Origin of the sequence: Faecalibacterium gallinarum, from assembly GCF_022180365.1 — a bacterium.
Lineage (GTDB): Bacteria > Bacillota > Clostridia > Oscillospirales > Ruminococcaceae > Faecalibacterium > Faecalibacterium gallinarum.
The window spans coordinates 13359-26723 of the sequence record NZ_BQKV01000041.1; the positions used below are offsets into that span (position 1 = coordinate 13359).

Genomic DNA, 13365 nt, shown 5'->3' on the forward strand with positions numbered 1-13365 from the left:
CTCCTTCAATCAGACACGGCGGCGCTTCGGGGGACGGCAGCCGTTGTGGGGGATGGGGGTCACGTCCTTAATCAGAGTGACCTCCAGGCCAGTCGCCTGAAGTGCGCGGATAGCGGACTCACGGCCAGCGCCGGGGCCCTTGACGTAGACCTCAACGGTCTTCATGCCGTGCTCGATTGCGGTCTTGGCTGCGGTCTCGGCAGCAGACTGGGCTGCAAACGGGGTGCTCTTGCGGCTGCCACGGAAGTTCAGGCTGCCGGAGGAGCACCAAGACACTGCGTTGCCCTGCAGGTCGGTGATGGTCACGACCGTGTTGTTGAACGTAGACTGGATATGAGCCTGACCGGCTGCGATATTCTTACGCTCCTTCCGCTTGGTGCGGACGGCGCCTTTTTTGGCGTTATTCACATTAGCCATTTCTCAAATCCTCCTTACTTCTTCTTGTTGGCAACAGTGCGCTTCGGGCCCTTGCGGGTACGAGCATTGGTCTTGGTGCGCTGGCCACGGCAGGGCAGATTCTTGCGATGGCGAATGCCGCGATAGGACTGGATCTCAACCAGGCGCTTGATGTCCAGAGCAACGTTGCGGCGCAGGTCGCCCTCAACGATGATGTTAGCCTGATCGATGTAGTCACGGATCTTAGCCTCTTCCTCGAGGGTCAGGTCCTTGACGCGGGTGTCGGGGTTGATGCCAGTAGCTGCCAGGATCTTGTTGGCAGTGGTCTGACCGATACCGTAAACATAGGTGAGACCCACCTGGATCCGCTTCTCGCGGGGCAGGTCAACGCCGGCAATACGTGCCATAATAAATTTCCTCCAAATCATCCCATGTCAGTGTCGGGGTCTGCGCCGGGACTCTACGCACTCGACCCCCAGGCGCCTGGAATTAGCCCTGGCGCTGCTTATGCTTGGGGTTCTGGCAGATGACCATCACGCGGCCTTTGCGGCGGATGACCTTGCACTTTTCGCAGATGGGCTTCACGGAAGGTTTAACCTTCATGATGATGAACCTCCTTTTGATAGTTCCCCTGGCACTTATTTAGAGCGCCAGGTGATGCGGCCCTTCGTCAGATCGTAGGGCGACATTTCGACTGTGACCTTGTCTCCGGGCAGGATGCGGATGAAGTTGGTCCGCAGTTTGCCGGAGATGTGCGCTAAGAGGACGTGGCCACTGGGCGTGAGCTTCCCGGTTGCCTTATCCTCGCTCAACATTTCCACCTTAAAGATGGCGTTGGGCATGGCCTCGCGCACAATGCCTTCGATTTCGATGACATCTTCTTTAGACAAGCTAATTGCCTCCTTATTGGATCTGCTCAGTTTGCCTTGTGCGGACGGGCGGCAGTGAACGCCACATACTTTTTCTCCGCGGCACGAAATCCGCCAACAGGCAGAATGACCCTGCCTGCCGAGAAAGCATCTGGCTCCCACAGCCATTATCAGATTATACACCTTTTCTGCAAGATTTGCAAGAGTTTTTTCCGTCTTTCCGATAAAAATTTCCGCCTTTGAGACAAAGGCGGAAATTCTCTCTGCCTTCGGGTGTTTTGCACCCTTTGGGCAAAAATGTGAAGATTTTTTTGGCGAATCCTCCGACACACACCTTATTAAAGGGTGAAGTCGGGGTCCTCCCAGCCGCGGGTCATGACCTCGGTGTGATCTTTCAGGATGGCCACCGAGTGCTCGAAGTGAGCCGCCAGACCACCGTCCCGGGTTTTGACCGTCCAGCCATCGGAGAGAGTCTTGATCTTGTAGTCATACTGACAGATCATCGGCTCGATGGCAATGGTCATGCCGGGCACCAGCCGGGGGCCACGGCCGGGGTTGCCGTAGTTGGGCACCTCAGGGTCCTCGTGGAGCTCCTTGCCGGTGCCGTGGCCCACAAAGTCCCGCACCACCGAGAAGCCCGCTGCCTCGCAGTAGCTCTGGACCGCGTGGCCGATGTCGCCGATCCGGTTGCCTGCCACGGCCTGGGCGATGCCCAGATGCAGGGCCTCTTTGGTGACGTCCAGCAGACGCTGGGCCTCCAGGTCGATCTTGCCGCAGGCATAGGTGCAGGCGTTGTCGCCGTTGAAGCCGTCCACCTTGGCGCCGGTATCAATGCTGATGATATCGCCCGGGCGGATGACCACATCATGGGAGGGAATGCCGTGGATGACGGTATCGTTCAGGCTGATGCAGGCCGAGCCGGGGAACCCATACAGGCCCTTGAAGTTGGGCTTGCCGCCGTGCTTGATGATAAAGTCATAGATCAGCTTATCCAGCTCCCAGGTGGTCATGCCGGCCTCGATGTGCTCGCCGCCGTACTTGAGCGCCGCGGCACTCAGGGCGTTGGCGCGCCGCATGCCGTCCAGTTCTTTTGCGTTTTTAATTTGGATCAATGTACCTTACGCCTCCAAAGCCTTCATGACCTCGGCCGTGGTGTCTGCGATGGACTCGCAGGGGGGGATTACCGCCAGCTTGCCCCGCTCGCGGTAGAATGCCACCAGCGGCTCGGTCTGTTCGTGATATGCCTTGAGCCGGTCCAGAACGGTGGCGGGCTCGTCGTCCTTGCGGATCACCAGCTTGCCGCCGCAGAGGTCACAAACCCCTTCGACCTTGCTCTTCTTGGACTGGATGTGGTAGCTGGCGCCGCACTTCTCGCAGACGCGGCGGCCGCTCATCCGGTCGATGATGGTCTGATCGGCCACCGACAGCTCCAGGACCTTGTCGATCCGGATGCCCATGGCCTCGATGGCCTCGGCCTGGGCGATGGTGCGGGGCACGCCGTCCAGGATGAAACCCTTGGCGCAGTCGTCCGCCGCCAGCCGCTCTTTCAGGATGCCGATGATCACCTCATCGGGCACCAGAGCGCCTGCGTCCATGTAGCTCTTGGCTTTCAGGCCCATCTCGGTGCCGTCCTTAACGGCGGCACGCAGGATGTTGCCGGTGCTGATGGCCGGGATGTCCAGCTTTGCGCAGAGGATCTCGGCCTGGGTGCCCTTGCCTGCACCCGGGGCGCCTAAAAGAATCAGATTCATAGTGCATATCCCCTTTTCTTTTTTTAAACACGATGCAAAAAAGCACTGAAAAATCGAGGGACCTCTCTTTTCCAGTGCTTTCTCACAACAGTGCTTATTCTGTTTTAACGATCAGCCCAGGAAGCCCTTGTGGTTGCGCATCATCATAAAGCTGTCGAGGCTGCGGGTGGTGTCCAGCGCCACACCAACCACGATCAGCATACTGGTACCGCCCAGCTGAATGCTCATGCCGGTGAGGTTGCCCAGAATGATCGGCAGTACAGCCACCGCAGCCAGGAACAGAGCGCCAACCATGGTGATCTTGTTCAGGGTGCGGGTGATGAAATCGCTGGTGGGCTTGCCGGGACGGAAGCCGGGAATCGAGCCGTTGTTGCGGCGCAGATTGTTGGCGATTTCAACGGGGTTGTACTGGATGGTAACGTAGAAGAAGTTAAACAACAGGATCAGCAGCAGGTAAATGACGATATAGGCGAAGGACGTGTAGTTGAACGTGTTGAAGAACGCCGACCAAATCGGGTGCTCCGCCGGATCGAGATTCAAGAAGCTGCCGATGGTTCCCGGGATGGAGACCAGCGCACTCGCGAAGATGATCGGCATGACGCCGCTCATGTTCAGCTTGAGGGGCAGGTAGGTGTTCTGGCCGCCCATCTGCTTCCGGCCCACCACGCGCTTGGCGTACTGGATGGTGATGCGGCGCTCTGCATTGGTCATAATGACAATGAAGACGATCACCGCCAGAGCCAGGACAACCAGCAGAGGCAGGTAGAAGTAGAACTGGGGCTCCCCGGCCGCGGCACGGGTCAGCATACCGGTCACGGTGCTGTACAGGGAAGACCAGTGGGAGACGACCGAGGCAAAGATCAGCAGGGACAAGCCGTTGCCGATGCCCTTGTCGTCAATCTGCTCACCACACCAGGTGATCAGCTGCGCGCCGGCCGTAAAGCTCAGGATGATGACCAGAGCACAGAAGATCCCAGCGGCGCCGGAAGTGTACTTCAGAGCGCCCATGCTGCGGACCACGAAGTAGTAGCCGATGGACATCACCAGAGCGATGCCGCCGCCCACATACCGGGTGATCTGCTGGATCTTCTGCTGGCCGTCGGGCTCTTTGGCCATGGCTTCCAGGCTGGGGATCGCCACGCACAGCAGTTGCACAATAATGGATGCGTTGATATAGGGTGTCACACCTAACGCGAAAATCGTACACCGGGACAGCGCGCCGCCGCTCATCATATCGAGATAGGTGAGCATGTTGCCGTTCGAGAACATCTGCGTCAGTGCAGAGCCGGTCACGAACGGTACCGGAATGGCACAGCCCAGCCGATAGACCACGAGGATCGCCAGCGTGAACAGGAGACGATTTCTAAGCTCGGGGATTTTCCATGCGTTTCGGAATGTTTGGAACACCTTACATCACCTCAGCCTTTCCGCCTGCCTTCTCGATTTTCTCTTTGGCAGAAGCAGAAAAGGCTGCGGCCTTGACGGTCAGAGCCTTGGTCAGCTCGCCGTTGCCCAGGATCTTGACGCCGTCCAGGGTCTTCTTGACCAGGCCCTTTGCCTTCAGGGCCTCGGTGTCGACCACAGCGCCGGCCTCGAAAACCTTCTCCAGGTCAGCCACGTTGACGATGGCGTACCGGGTAGCAAAGATGTTATTGAAGCCAACCTTGGGCAGGCGGCGCTGCAGCGGCATCTGGCCGCCCTCGAAACCGGCGCGCTTGACGCCGGAGCGGGCCTTCTGGCCCTTGCTGCCGAAGCCGGCAGTCTTGCCATTGCCGGAGCCAATGCCGCGGCCCTTGCGGGTCACAGCCTTGTTAGCGCCGGGAATCGCGTGTAATTCATGAAGTTTCATTGCGTGTACCCCCTGCTCTGTTACGCTTCGGTGACGCTCAGCATGAAGGCGATCTTAGCGATCTTGCCCTGCGTTGCGGCATTGTCAGGCTGAACGGTAACGTCGCCCGGCTTCTTCAGGCCCAGAGCGGCGGCGGTGGCGATCTGCTTCTCGCCGCGGCCGATCAGGCTCTTCTTCAGCTCGATTTTGAGCATCTTCTCTGCCATGGTGTGTTACCTCCTTAACCCAGAATTTCTTTGACGGTCTTGCCGCGCTTCTCAGCGACAGACTCGGCGCTGACCAGGCCGCACAGGCCCGCGAAGGTTGCAGACACAACGTTGATGGGGTTGTTGGAACGCATGGACTTCGCACGGATGTCCTTGATGCCAGCAGCCTCGATGACGGCACGCACAGGGCCGCCGGCGATCATGCCGGTACCGGGGGCAGCGGGCTTCAGCAGGACGGAGCCTGCGCCGTACTTGCCCACGATCTCGTGAGGAATGGTGGTGCCCTTCATGGCAACCTTGTGCATGTTCTTCTTGGCAGCAGCCTCGCCCTTGCGGATAGCCTCGGGGACTTCGCCGGACTTGCCGATGCCGTAGCCGATGGTGCCCTTGCCGTCGCCGACAACCACCAGAGCGGCAAACTTCATGATACGACCGCCCTTAACGGTCTTGGATACGCGGTTGATGGAGACCACCTTGGTGATCATGCCGTCATCTTCACGGTTTCTCATAGCCATAATGTGTTTCCTCCTCTCATTACAGCTTCAGGCCGCCCTCGCGGGCACCCTCAGCCAGGGCCTTAACACGGCCATGATACACGAAACCGCCACGGTCGAACACGACCTCGGTGATGCCCTTCTCCAGGGCCTTGGCGGCGATCTTCTTGCCGATCGCGGTAGCAGCCTCAACGTTGCCGCCGAAGCCTTCAAAGTCCTTGTCCATAGTGGACGCCGACACCAGGGTCACGCCCTGCTCATCGTCGATGATCTGAGCGTAAATGTGCTTGGCGGAGCGGAAAACATCCAGGCGAGGACGAGCGGCAGTGCCGCTGATCTTGCCGCGAACGCGGCGATGACGACGAAGACGAGCTTCGTTCTTGTCGATCTGCTTAACCATTGTCTTTCACTCCTTACCTTATTTCTTGCCCTTGCCGGCTTTGCCTTCCTTGTGCTTGACAACCTCGCCCTTGTAGCGGATGCCCTTGCCCTTGTACGGCTCGGGCGGCTTCTTGGCGCGGACCTCGGCGGCAAACTGGCCGACCTTCTGCTTGTCAATACCGGTAATGGTGAAGTTGTTGGGATCCTGCCAGGTAATCTTGATGTCATCGGTATCCGAGACGACCACCTGGTGAGAGAAGCCCAGGTTCATGACCAGGTCAGAACCCTGCTTCTGGCAGCGCAGGCCGACGCCCACGATCTCCATCTGCTTCTCGTAGCCGTTGACAACACCGTTCACCATGTTGGCGATGTTGGTGCGGGTCAGGCCGTGCAGGCTCTTGGACAGGTTCTCGTCATTGGGGCGGGTAACCAAAACCTCATTGCCCTCGACCTTGACGGTCATGAGGGGATGATAGTTGGAATTCAGGCTGCCCTTGGGGCCCTTCACGGCGACGGTGTGAGCTGCCTCATCGACAGTGACAGTGACGCCGGCAGGAATGACGATGGGTTTTCTTCCAATTCTCGACATTGTCTTTTACCCCTTTCTTACCACACAAAGGCCAGGACCTCGCCGCCAACGTGCGCAGCACGAGCAGCCTTGTCGGTCATGATGCCCTTAGAGGTGGAAATGATCGCGGTGCCCAGGCCCTTCATGACCTTGGGCATATCCTCGCAGTTGGTGTAGATGCGCAGGCCGGGCTTGGACACACGGCGCAGGCCGGCGATCACGGGCTCACCGTTCGCCTGATACTTCAGGGTGACCACGATGGTGCCCTGGACAGTGTCGTTCTTAACCTGCATACCCTTGATGTAGCCCTCGTCCACCAGAATCTGGCAGATAGCCTTCTTCATGTTAGAAGCGGGGATCTCCACAGAAGGGTGTTTGGCAGTGCTAGCGTTGCGGATGCGAGTCAGCAGGTCCGCGATAGGATCAGTAATCTGCATGCCACTAACCTCCTTAGATTAGCTCTTGTATTGTTTGTTTTTATAATGATACCGCCCCGAAACCATTTGCCCCGGGGCGGGTATCCGACACAGTTGCCCCCGGTTAATTACCAGGAAGCCTTCTTCACGCCCGGGATCTCGCCCTTGTAGGCCAGCTCACGGAAGCACACACGGCACACGCCGTACTTGCGCAGCACGGAGTGGGGGCGGCCGCAGATGCGGCAGCGGGTGTATGCGCGGGTGGAGAACTTGGCAGGACGGGCCTGCTTGAGCTTCATAGACAGTTTAGCCATTGTACCAATCTCCTCCCTTAGTTGTTCTCGAACGGAGCGCCCAGAGCCTTCAGCAGCTCCTTGGCCTCTTCGTCGGTCTTGGCGGTGGTGACGAAGCACACATCCATGCCGCGGACGGCGTCGACCTTGTCGAAGTCGATCTCGGGGAAGATGATCTGCTCCTTGATGCCGCAGGCGAAGTTGCCGCGGCCGTCGAAGGCGTTGCCGTTGATGCCGCGGAAGTCACGGACGCGGGGCAGTGCGATGTTGAAGAAACGATCCACAAACTCGTACATACGCTCGCCACGCAGGGTGACCTTGCAGCCGATGGGGGTGCCAGCGCGCAGCTTGAAGTTAGCGACGCTCTTCTTGGCGCGGCAGACAACCGCCTTCTGGCCAGTGATCTGGCCCAGATCCTTCATGACAGCCTCCAGGATCTTCTCGTTGTCCTTGGCCTCGCCGCAGGCAACGTTGATGACGACCTTGTTCAGCTTGGGGATCTGCATAACGCTCTTGTAACCGAACTTCTTGTTCAGAGCAGGAGCAATTTCATTGACGTACTGTTCTTTCAAACGAGCCATTGTTCCTTACTCCTTTCTTACAGCTCAGCGCCGCACTTCTTGCAGACGCGAACCATCTTGCCGTCCTTCTCGACGTGGCCGACGCGGACAGCCTTGCCGCACTTGGGGCAGATGGGCATGACCTTGGAGGCGTACATAGCGCCTTCGGCCTTGACGATGCCGCCCTGCTCGCCCTGACGGCGGGGCTTGACGTGCTTAGTAACCATGTTCTGGCCTTCAACAATGACCTTGCCTTCGGCGGGGCTGACCTGCAGAACCTTGCCGGTGTGGCCCTTGTCCTTGCCGCTGATGATCATAACGTTGTCGCCGGTTTTAACATGAAGATTATTCATAATTTAAAACCTCCTTACAGCGATTCCGGAGCCAGGCTCAGGATCTTGGTGTAGCCGGCCTCACGCAGCTCACGGGCAACGGGTCCAAAGATACGGGTGCCCTTGGGGCTCTTGTCGGCCATGACGATGACGGCGGCGTTCTCGTCGAAACGGATGTAGGAGCCGTCGTCACGGCGGACGCCGTGCTTGCTGCGCACGATAACGGCCTTCACGACGTCGCCCTTCTTAACGGTGCCGCCGGGGGCTGCCTTCTTGACAGAGCAGACCACGACGTCGCCAATATTTGCGTATCTCTTGCGGGTACCGCCCAGCACACGGAAGCACATCAGTTCTTTGGCACCGGTGTTGTCGGCAACTTTGAGATAAGTTTGCATCTGAATCATATCAGATATCTCCTTTCAAACTGTTCAAAGCAGCGGGCTAAAATTACTTAGCCTTCTCAACGATACGGACCAGGCGCCAGCGCACATCCTTGCTCAGGGGGCGGCACTCCATGATCTCAACACGGTCGCCGATACCACACTCGTTCTTCTCGTCACGAGCCTTGAACTTAGCGGTACGCTTCAGGATCTTCTTGTACAGGGGGTGCTGCACGCTGTCCTTCACGGCAACCACGATGGTCTTATCCATCTTGTCGGATACAACGATACCGACGCGGGTCTTTCTCAGATTACGTTCTTCCATCGTTTAACCTCCTTACTGCTTCTCAGCCAGAACGGTCATCACGCGGGCGATGTCCTTCTTGACTGCTTCGATGCGGCCGGGGTTCTCCAGCTGGTTGATGGCATGCTGGAAACGCAGGTTAAACAGCTCAGCCTTCAGGTCTGCCAGCTTGCTGGTCAGCTCTGCAGACTGCATCTCGCGGAGTTCATTAGCCTTCATTGGTGCCATCCTCCTTCACGGAGTCCTCACGGACAACAAATTTGCACTTGATGGGCAGCTTGTGCATAGCCAGGCGCAGAGCCTCGCGGGCAGTTGCCTCATCGACATCAGCCAGCTCGAACAGGACACGGCCGGGCTTCACGACTGCAACCCAGTACTCGGGAGAGCCTTTACCGGAACCCATTCGGGTCTCAGCGGGCTTCTCGGTGACGGGCTTGTCGGGGAAGATCTTGATCCAGACCTTGCCGCCACGCTTGATATAACGGGTCATGGCGACACGGGCGGCCTCGATCTGCTTGGAGGAGATCCAGGCCGGCTCCAGGGCAACAAGGCCGTACTGGCCCTGGCACACCACGTTGCCGCGGGTAGCCTTGCCGGTCATGCGGCCGCGCTGAACGCGGCGGTACTTAACACGCTTAGGCAGTAACATTACTTGTTGCCTCCTTCCTTCTTCTGAGCGTTCTTAGCGCTCTTGAGGACCTCGCCCTTGTAGATCCACACCTTGACGCCGATGCGGCCGTAGGTGGTGGCAGCCTCTGCAAAGCCGTAGTCGATGTCGGCGCGCAGGGTCTGCAGGGGGATGGTGCCCTCGTGGTAGCTCTCGGTGCGGGCGATGTCAGCGCCGCCCAGACGGCCGGAGCACATAGCCTTGATGCCCTTAGCGGGGACAGTGCTGCGGTCACGGGGGCTCATGGCATTGCGCATGCACTGCTTCATGGCACGACGGAAGGTGACGCGGTTCTCCAGCTGACGAGCGATGTCCTCGGCAACCAGCTGAGCGTTGGTAGCAGCGCTCTTAACCTCGATAACGTTGACGACGATGTTCTTGCCGTACTTCTTGGAGAGCTTGTTCTGCAGCGCGACGCGCTCCTCACCGCCCTTGCCGATCACCATACCGGGCTTAGCGCAGTAGATGCTGACGGTCACGCGGGGAGCGGAGGTGGAGGGGTCCACGCTGCGCTCGATCTCGATCTTGGGGACACCAGCGTCCTTGAGCTGAGCCTTCAGCTCAGTGCGGATCTTGTGGTCCTCCATCAGGTTATCGCTGAAGTCCTTCTTGGAAGCAAACCAGCGGCTGTCCCAGTCTTTAATCACACCGACACGAATACCGTGCGGATTAACTTTCTGGCCCATTTGTTTACCTCCTTACTCTTTCTCTTTCAGAACAACGGTCATGTGGCTGGTGCGCTTCAGGATGCGGTAGCCGCGGCCCTGTGCACGAGGCATCATGCGCTTCAGCGTGGGGCCGGGGCAGACGAAGCACTCGGCCACGTAGAGGTTGTTCTTGTCCATATTGAAGTTGTTTTCCGCATTCGCGGCTGCAGACTTCACCAGCTTGAGAAGGGGCTCGCAAGCGGCCTTCGGGGTGTACTGCAGGATTGCCAGCGCTTCGTCCAGGGGCTTGTTCCGGATCAGATCCATGACGATCGAAACCTTCCGGGGACTAATGCGGGCATAACGAAGAATTGCCCGAGCTTCCATGTTTGCGTTCCTCCTTCTCTTACTTCGAATTGCCGGTGTGACCCTTGAAGGTACGGGTGGGCACGAACTCGCCGAGCTTGTGGCCAACCATGTCCTCAGTCACATACACGGGCACATGCTTACGACCGTCGTGGACGGCGAAGGTGTGGCCGACGAACTCGGGGAAGATGGTGGAGGCACGAGACCAGGTCTTAATGACCTGCTTCTTGCCGGAAGCGTTCATCGCTTCAACGTGCTTCATAAGAGCAGCCTGGACGAAAGGTCCTTTTTTAATACTTCTACCCATTGTCGTAAACTCCTCTCTTACTTACCTGCACGCTTCACGATCAGCTTATCGGAGCGCTTGTGGTGCTTACGGGTCTTGAGGCCCAGAGCGGGCTTGCCCCACGGAGTCATAGGCCCAGAGTGGCCGATCGGAGCGCGGCCCTCGCCACCGCCGTGCGGGTGGTCGTTCGGGTTCATGACGGTACCACGGCTGCCGGGACGGACGCCCATGTGGCGCTTGCGGCCGGCCTTGCCCAGGTTGACGTTCTCGTGGTCGATGTTGGAGACCTGGCCGATGACTGCGGTGCAGTTCAGGGGCACATTGCGCATCTCGCCGGAGGGCAGACGGATCAGGGCGTAGCCGTTCTCCTTAGCCATCAGCTGAGCCATGTTGCCAGCGGAACGAACCAGCTGAGCGCCGCGGCCGGGGTAGAGCTCGATGTTGTGGATGATGGTACCAACGGGGATGTTCTCAAAGGGCAGGCAGTTGCCGGGCTTGATGTCGGCGCCGGCGCCGCTGACGATCACATCGCCGACCTTCAGGCCTTCGGGGCAGATGATGTAGCTCTTCACGCCGTCGGTGTACTCCACCAGGCAGATGAAGGCGCTACGGTTCGGATCGTACTCGATGGTCTTGACGGTAGCGGGCATATCGGTCTTCTGACGCTTGAAGTCGATGACACGATACTTGGTGCGGTTGCCGCCGCCGTGGTGGCGGACGGTGATGCGGCCGGTGTTGTTGCGGCCGCTGTGCTTCTTCATGGGCTCCAGCAGGCTGCGCTCGGGAGCGACCTTAGACAGGACACTGTAGTCCGTGACGGTCATGCCGCGGCGGCCCGGGGTAGTGGGGCCATACTTTTTGATAGCCATTGTGCTATTCTCCTTTTGTTATCTTATGAATTATTATCGGGGTCATATCCCCATAGAGGGACCCTCGGCGGGTCCGATCAAACCATGCTGTTGAAGAACTCGATTTCCTTGGAGTCCTTGGTCAGGGTGACAATCGCCTTCTTGGAAGCGGCGGTGTAACCAGCATGCATGCCCTGGCGGCGGAAGCGGCCACGCACCGAGATGGTGTTGACCTTGGCAACCTTAGCGCCGGGGAACAGGGTCTCGACAGCCTGAGCGATCTCGATCTTGGTAGCGTCGGTGGCGACCTTGAAGGTGTACTTCTTGTCGGCGATGCCAGCCATGGAGTTCTCGGTGATGACCGGCTTCAGGATGATGTCATGTGCGGTTTTCATTAGCCAAGCACCTCCTCGAGCTTCTTCGCTGCGCCCTCGCTGATGATCAGCTTGTCGGCGTTCAGCACATCGTAGGTGTTCACGCTGCCAGCGAAGGTGGTCTTGACGCCCTGGATGTTAGCGGCGCTCTTGACGAACTTCGCATCGACAGTCTCGTTGACCAGCAGGTTCTTCTTGCCGGCGCCGACAGCGTTCAGCATTGCAACAACCGCCTTGGTCTTGTACTCCTCGACAGCCATCTTGTCAACCACGATCATGTTGCCGTTGGCAGCCTTGTCGGACAGAACGCTCAGCAGAGCCAGGCGCTTGACCTTGTTGTTGATGTGGTAGTTGTAGCTGCGGGGCTTGGGGCCCAGAGCGACGCCGCCGTGAGTCCACTGGGGAGCACGGATGGAGCCCTGACGAGCGTGGCCGGTGCCCTTCTGGCGCCAGGGCTTCTTGCCGCCGCCGGAGACTTCCTTGCGGATCTTGGTGTTCTGGGTGCCCTGGCGCTGGTTGGCCAGGAAGTTCACAACTGCAATGTGAACAGCCTTCTCGTTCGGGGTAATGCCGAACACGGCGTCGGAAAGCTCGATCTCGCTGACCTTTTTGCCGTTCATATCGACTACGTCAAATTTTGCCATTGTAGCTTTCCTCCTTACGCCTTCACGCTGTTGGCCAGGGTAACGATGGTGCCCTTGGTACCGGGGATCGCACCCTTGACAGCGATCAGATTGTTCTCGGTGTCAACCTTGACAACCGTCAGGTTCTGCACGGTGACCCGCACAAAGCCCATGTGGCCGGGCAGACGCTTGCCGGGGAACACGCGGGACGGGGTGGAAGTGGAGCCGTTGGAACCGGCATGCCGTGCGACGGGGCCGGTGCCGTGGCTCTCGCGCAGACGGTGCTGACCGTAGCGCTTGATAACGCCCTGGTAACCCTTGCCCTTGGAGATGCCTGCGACGTCAACCTTATCGCCAGCGGCGAAGACGTCAGCCTTCAGGACATCGCCCACGTTCAGGCCGGAGACATCCTCCAGACGGAACTCGCGCAGGGTCTTCTTGGGGGCGACATTGGCCTTCTTGAAGTGGCCAGCGGCTGCCTTGTTGACCTTCTTGGCGGAAACCTCGCCGAAGCCCAGCTGAACAGCCTGATAGCCGTCGCTCTCGACGGTCTTCTTCTGCACGACGGTGCAGGGACCTGCCTCGATGACGGTCACGGGAATGACCTTGCCGTTCTCGTCGAACAGCTGAGTCATACCGACTTTTTTGCCGATAATGCCTTTAACCATTTTCTTTTCCTCCTGTAAAGGTTATTGGTTGGCGGCGCACGTCACCGCCAACATGACCCCTCGGGAAACGAGGGCATCGATTGTTCG

The 13365-nt window shown here is 58.7% G+C and carries 27 protein-coding genes; all 27 read right to left on the reverse strand.

What is annotated here, in order from left to right:
- Positions 1-9: 9 nt before the first annotated feature.
- Complete coding sequence (gene rpsK / locus JCM17207_RS06930) at positions 10-417, reverse strand: 30S ribosomal protein S11 (protein ID WP_238316887.1); 408 nt, start codon at positions 415-417, stop codon at positions 10-12.
- A gap of 14 nt (positions 418-431) precedes the next feature.
- Complete coding sequence (rpsM, locus tag JCM17207_RS06935) at positions 432-803, reverse strand: 30S ribosomal protein S13 (protein WP_238316888.1); 372 nt, start codon at positions 801-803, stop codon at positions 432-434.
- Positions 804-885: 82 nt separating this feature from the next.
- A complete protein-coding gene (gene rpmJ / locus JCM17207_RS06940; protein ID WP_005921832.1) occupies positions 886-999 on the reverse strand; it encodes a 50S ribosomal protein L36 in 114 nt (37 codons plus the stop codon).
- Between the two features lie 35 nt (positions 1000-1034).
- The gene (gene infA / locus JCM17207_RS06945; protein ID WP_238316889.1) at positions 1035-1286 is read right to left on the reverse strand and encodes a translation initiation factor IF-1; all 252 of its coding nucleotides are present in this window, start codon (positions 1284-1286) and stop codon (positions 1035-1037) included.
- 317 nt (positions 1287-1603) lie between these two features.
- On the reverse strand, positions 1604-2377 hold the full coding sequence (map, locus tag JCM17207_RS06950) for a type I methionyl aminopeptidase (RefSeq protein WP_238316890.1): 774 nt from the start codon (positions 2375-2377) through the stop codon (positions 1604-1606).
- 6 nt (positions 2378-2383) lie between these two features.
- On the reverse strand, positions 2384-3016 hold the full coding sequence (locus JCM17207_RS06955) for an adenylate kinase (protein ID WP_238316891.1): 633 nt from the start codon (positions 3014-3016) through the stop codon (positions 2384-2386).
- A gap of 111 nt (positions 3017-3127) precedes the next feature.
- Positions 3128-4423, reverse strand: a complete 1296-nt coding sequence (gene secY / locus JCM17207_RS06960; RefSeq protein ID WP_238316892.1) for a preprotein translocase subunit SecY — start codon at positions 4421-4423, stop codon at positions 3128-3130.
- A 1-nt stretch (position 4424) separates the two neighbouring features.
- Positions 4425-4865 (reverse strand): 50S ribosomal protein L15, encoded by a 441-nt coding sequence (gene rplO / locus JCM17207_RS06965; protein ID WP_238316893.1) that lies wholly within the window; start codon positions 4863-4865, stop codon positions 4425-4427.
- A 20-nt stretch (positions 4866-4885) separates the two neighbouring features.
- Positions 4886-5071: a 50S ribosomal protein L30 gene (gene rpmD / locus JCM17207_RS06970; protein ID WP_238316894.1), complete on the reverse strand. Its 186-nt coding sequence runs from the start codon at positions 5069-5071 to the stop codon at positions 4886-4888.
- Between the two features lie 14 nt (positions 5072-5085).
- Positions 5086-5586, reverse strand: a complete 501-nt coding sequence (gene rpsE, locus JCM17207_RS06975; RefSeq protein ID WP_238316895.1) for a 30S ribosomal protein S5 — start codon at positions 5584-5586, stop codon at positions 5086-5088.
- A 19-nt stretch (positions 5587-5605) separates the two neighbouring features.
- Positions 5606-5965, reverse strand: a complete 360-nt coding sequence (gene rplR / locus JCM17207_RS06980) for a 50S ribosomal protein L18 (protein WP_238316896.1) — start codon at positions 5963-5965, stop codon at positions 5606-5608.
- An 18-nt stretch (positions 5966-5983) separates the two neighbouring features.
- Complete coding sequence (gene rplF / locus JCM17207_RS06985; RefSeq protein ID WP_238316897.1) at positions 5984-6535, reverse strand: 50S ribosomal protein L6; 552 nt, start codon at positions 6533-6535, stop codon at positions 5984-5986.
- Positions 6536-6552: 17 nt separating this feature from the next.
- Positions 6553-6951, reverse strand: coding sequence for a 30S ribosomal protein S8 (gene rpsH, locus JCM17207_RS06990; protein WP_005934908.1), 399 nt, complete (start codon positions 6949-6951; stop codon positions 6553-6555).
- 107 nt (positions 6952-7058) lie between these two features.
- On the reverse strand, positions 7059-7244 hold the full coding sequence (locus JCM17207_RS06995) for a type Z 30S ribosomal protein S14 (protein ID WP_087231894.1): 186 nt from the start codon (positions 7242-7244) through the stop codon (positions 7059-7061).
- 17 nt (positions 7245-7261) lie between these two features.
- On the reverse strand, positions 7262-7804 hold the full coding sequence (rplE, locus tag JCM17207_RS07000) for a 50S ribosomal protein L5 (protein ID WP_238316898.1): 543 nt from the start codon (positions 7802-7804) through the stop codon (positions 7262-7264).
- 17 nt (positions 7805-7821) lie between these two features.
- Positions 7822-8136, reverse strand: a complete 315-nt coding sequence (gene rplX / locus JCM17207_RS07005; protein WP_238316899.1) for a 50S ribosomal protein L24 — start codon at positions 8134-8136, stop codon at positions 7822-7824.
- 14 nt (positions 8137-8150) lie between these two features.
- A complete protein-coding gene (gene rplN, locus JCM17207_RS07010) occupies positions 8151-8519 on the reverse strand; it encodes a 50S ribosomal protein L14 (RefSeq protein ID WP_087246324.1) in 369 nt (122 codons plus the stop codon).
- Between the two features lie 43 nt (positions 8520-8562).
- Positions 8563-8820, reverse strand: coding sequence for a 30S ribosomal protein S17 (rpsQ, locus tag JCM17207_RS07015; RefSeq protein WP_238316900.1), 258 nt, complete (start codon positions 8818-8820; stop codon positions 8563-8565).
- A gap of 12 nt (positions 8821-8832) precedes the next feature.
- Positions 8833-9018, reverse strand: a complete 186-nt coding sequence (gene rpmC, locus JCM17207_RS07020) for a 50S ribosomal protein L29 (protein ID WP_238316901.1) — start codon at positions 9016-9018, stop codon at positions 8833-8835.
- On the reverse strand, positions 9008-9448 hold the full coding sequence (gene rplP, locus JCM17207_RS07025; RefSeq protein ID WP_238316902.1) for a 50S ribosomal protein L16: 441 nt from the start codon (positions 9446-9448) through the stop codon (positions 9008-9010). Before rplP ends, rpmC begins: the two co-directional genes overlap by 11 nt.
- The gene (rpsC, locus tag JCM17207_RS07030; RefSeq protein WP_238316903.1) at positions 9448-10152 is read right to left on the reverse strand and encodes a 30S ribosomal protein S3; all 705 of its coding nucleotides are present in this window, start codon (positions 10150-10152) and stop codon (positions 9448-9450) included. The genes rplP and rpsC overlap by 1 nt, the downstream gene beginning before the upstream one ends.
- Before the next feature lie 12 nt (positions 10153-10164).
- A complete protein-coding gene (gene rplV, locus JCM17207_RS07035; RefSeq protein WP_097785327.1) occupies positions 10165-10500 on the reverse strand; it encodes a 50S ribosomal protein L22 in 336 nt (111 codons plus the stop codon).
- 19 nt (positions 10501-10519) lie between these two features.
- A complete protein-coding gene (gene rpsS / locus JCM17207_RS07040) occupies positions 10520-10786 on the reverse strand; it encodes a 30S ribosomal protein S19 (RefSeq protein WP_005921883.1) in 267 nt (88 codons plus the stop codon).
- Positions 10787-10803: 17 nt separating this feature from the next.
- Positions 10804-11634, reverse strand: coding sequence for a 50S ribosomal protein L2 (gene rplB, locus JCM17207_RS07045; RefSeq protein ID WP_238316904.1), 831 nt, complete (start codon positions 11632-11634; stop codon positions 10804-10806).
- A 77-nt stretch (positions 11635-11711) separates the two neighbouring features.
- Positions 11712-12008: a 50S ribosomal protein L23 gene (rplW, locus tag JCM17207_RS07050; protein WP_238316905.1), complete on the reverse strand. Its 297-nt coding sequence runs from the start codon at positions 12006-12008 to the stop codon at positions 11712-11714.
- Complete coding sequence (gene rplD, locus JCM17207_RS07055) at positions 12008-12631, reverse strand: 50S ribosomal protein L4 (RefSeq protein ID WP_238316906.1); 624 nt, start codon at positions 12629-12631, stop codon at positions 12008-12010. Before rplD ends, rplW begins: the two co-directional genes overlap by 1 nt.
- Before the next feature lie 14 nt (positions 12632-12645).
- Positions 12646-13278, reverse strand: coding sequence for a 50S ribosomal protein L3 (rplC, locus tag JCM17207_RS07060; protein WP_238316907.1), 633 nt, complete (start codon positions 13276-13278; stop codon positions 12646-12648).
- Between the last annotated feature and the right edge of the window lie 87 nt (positions 13279-13365).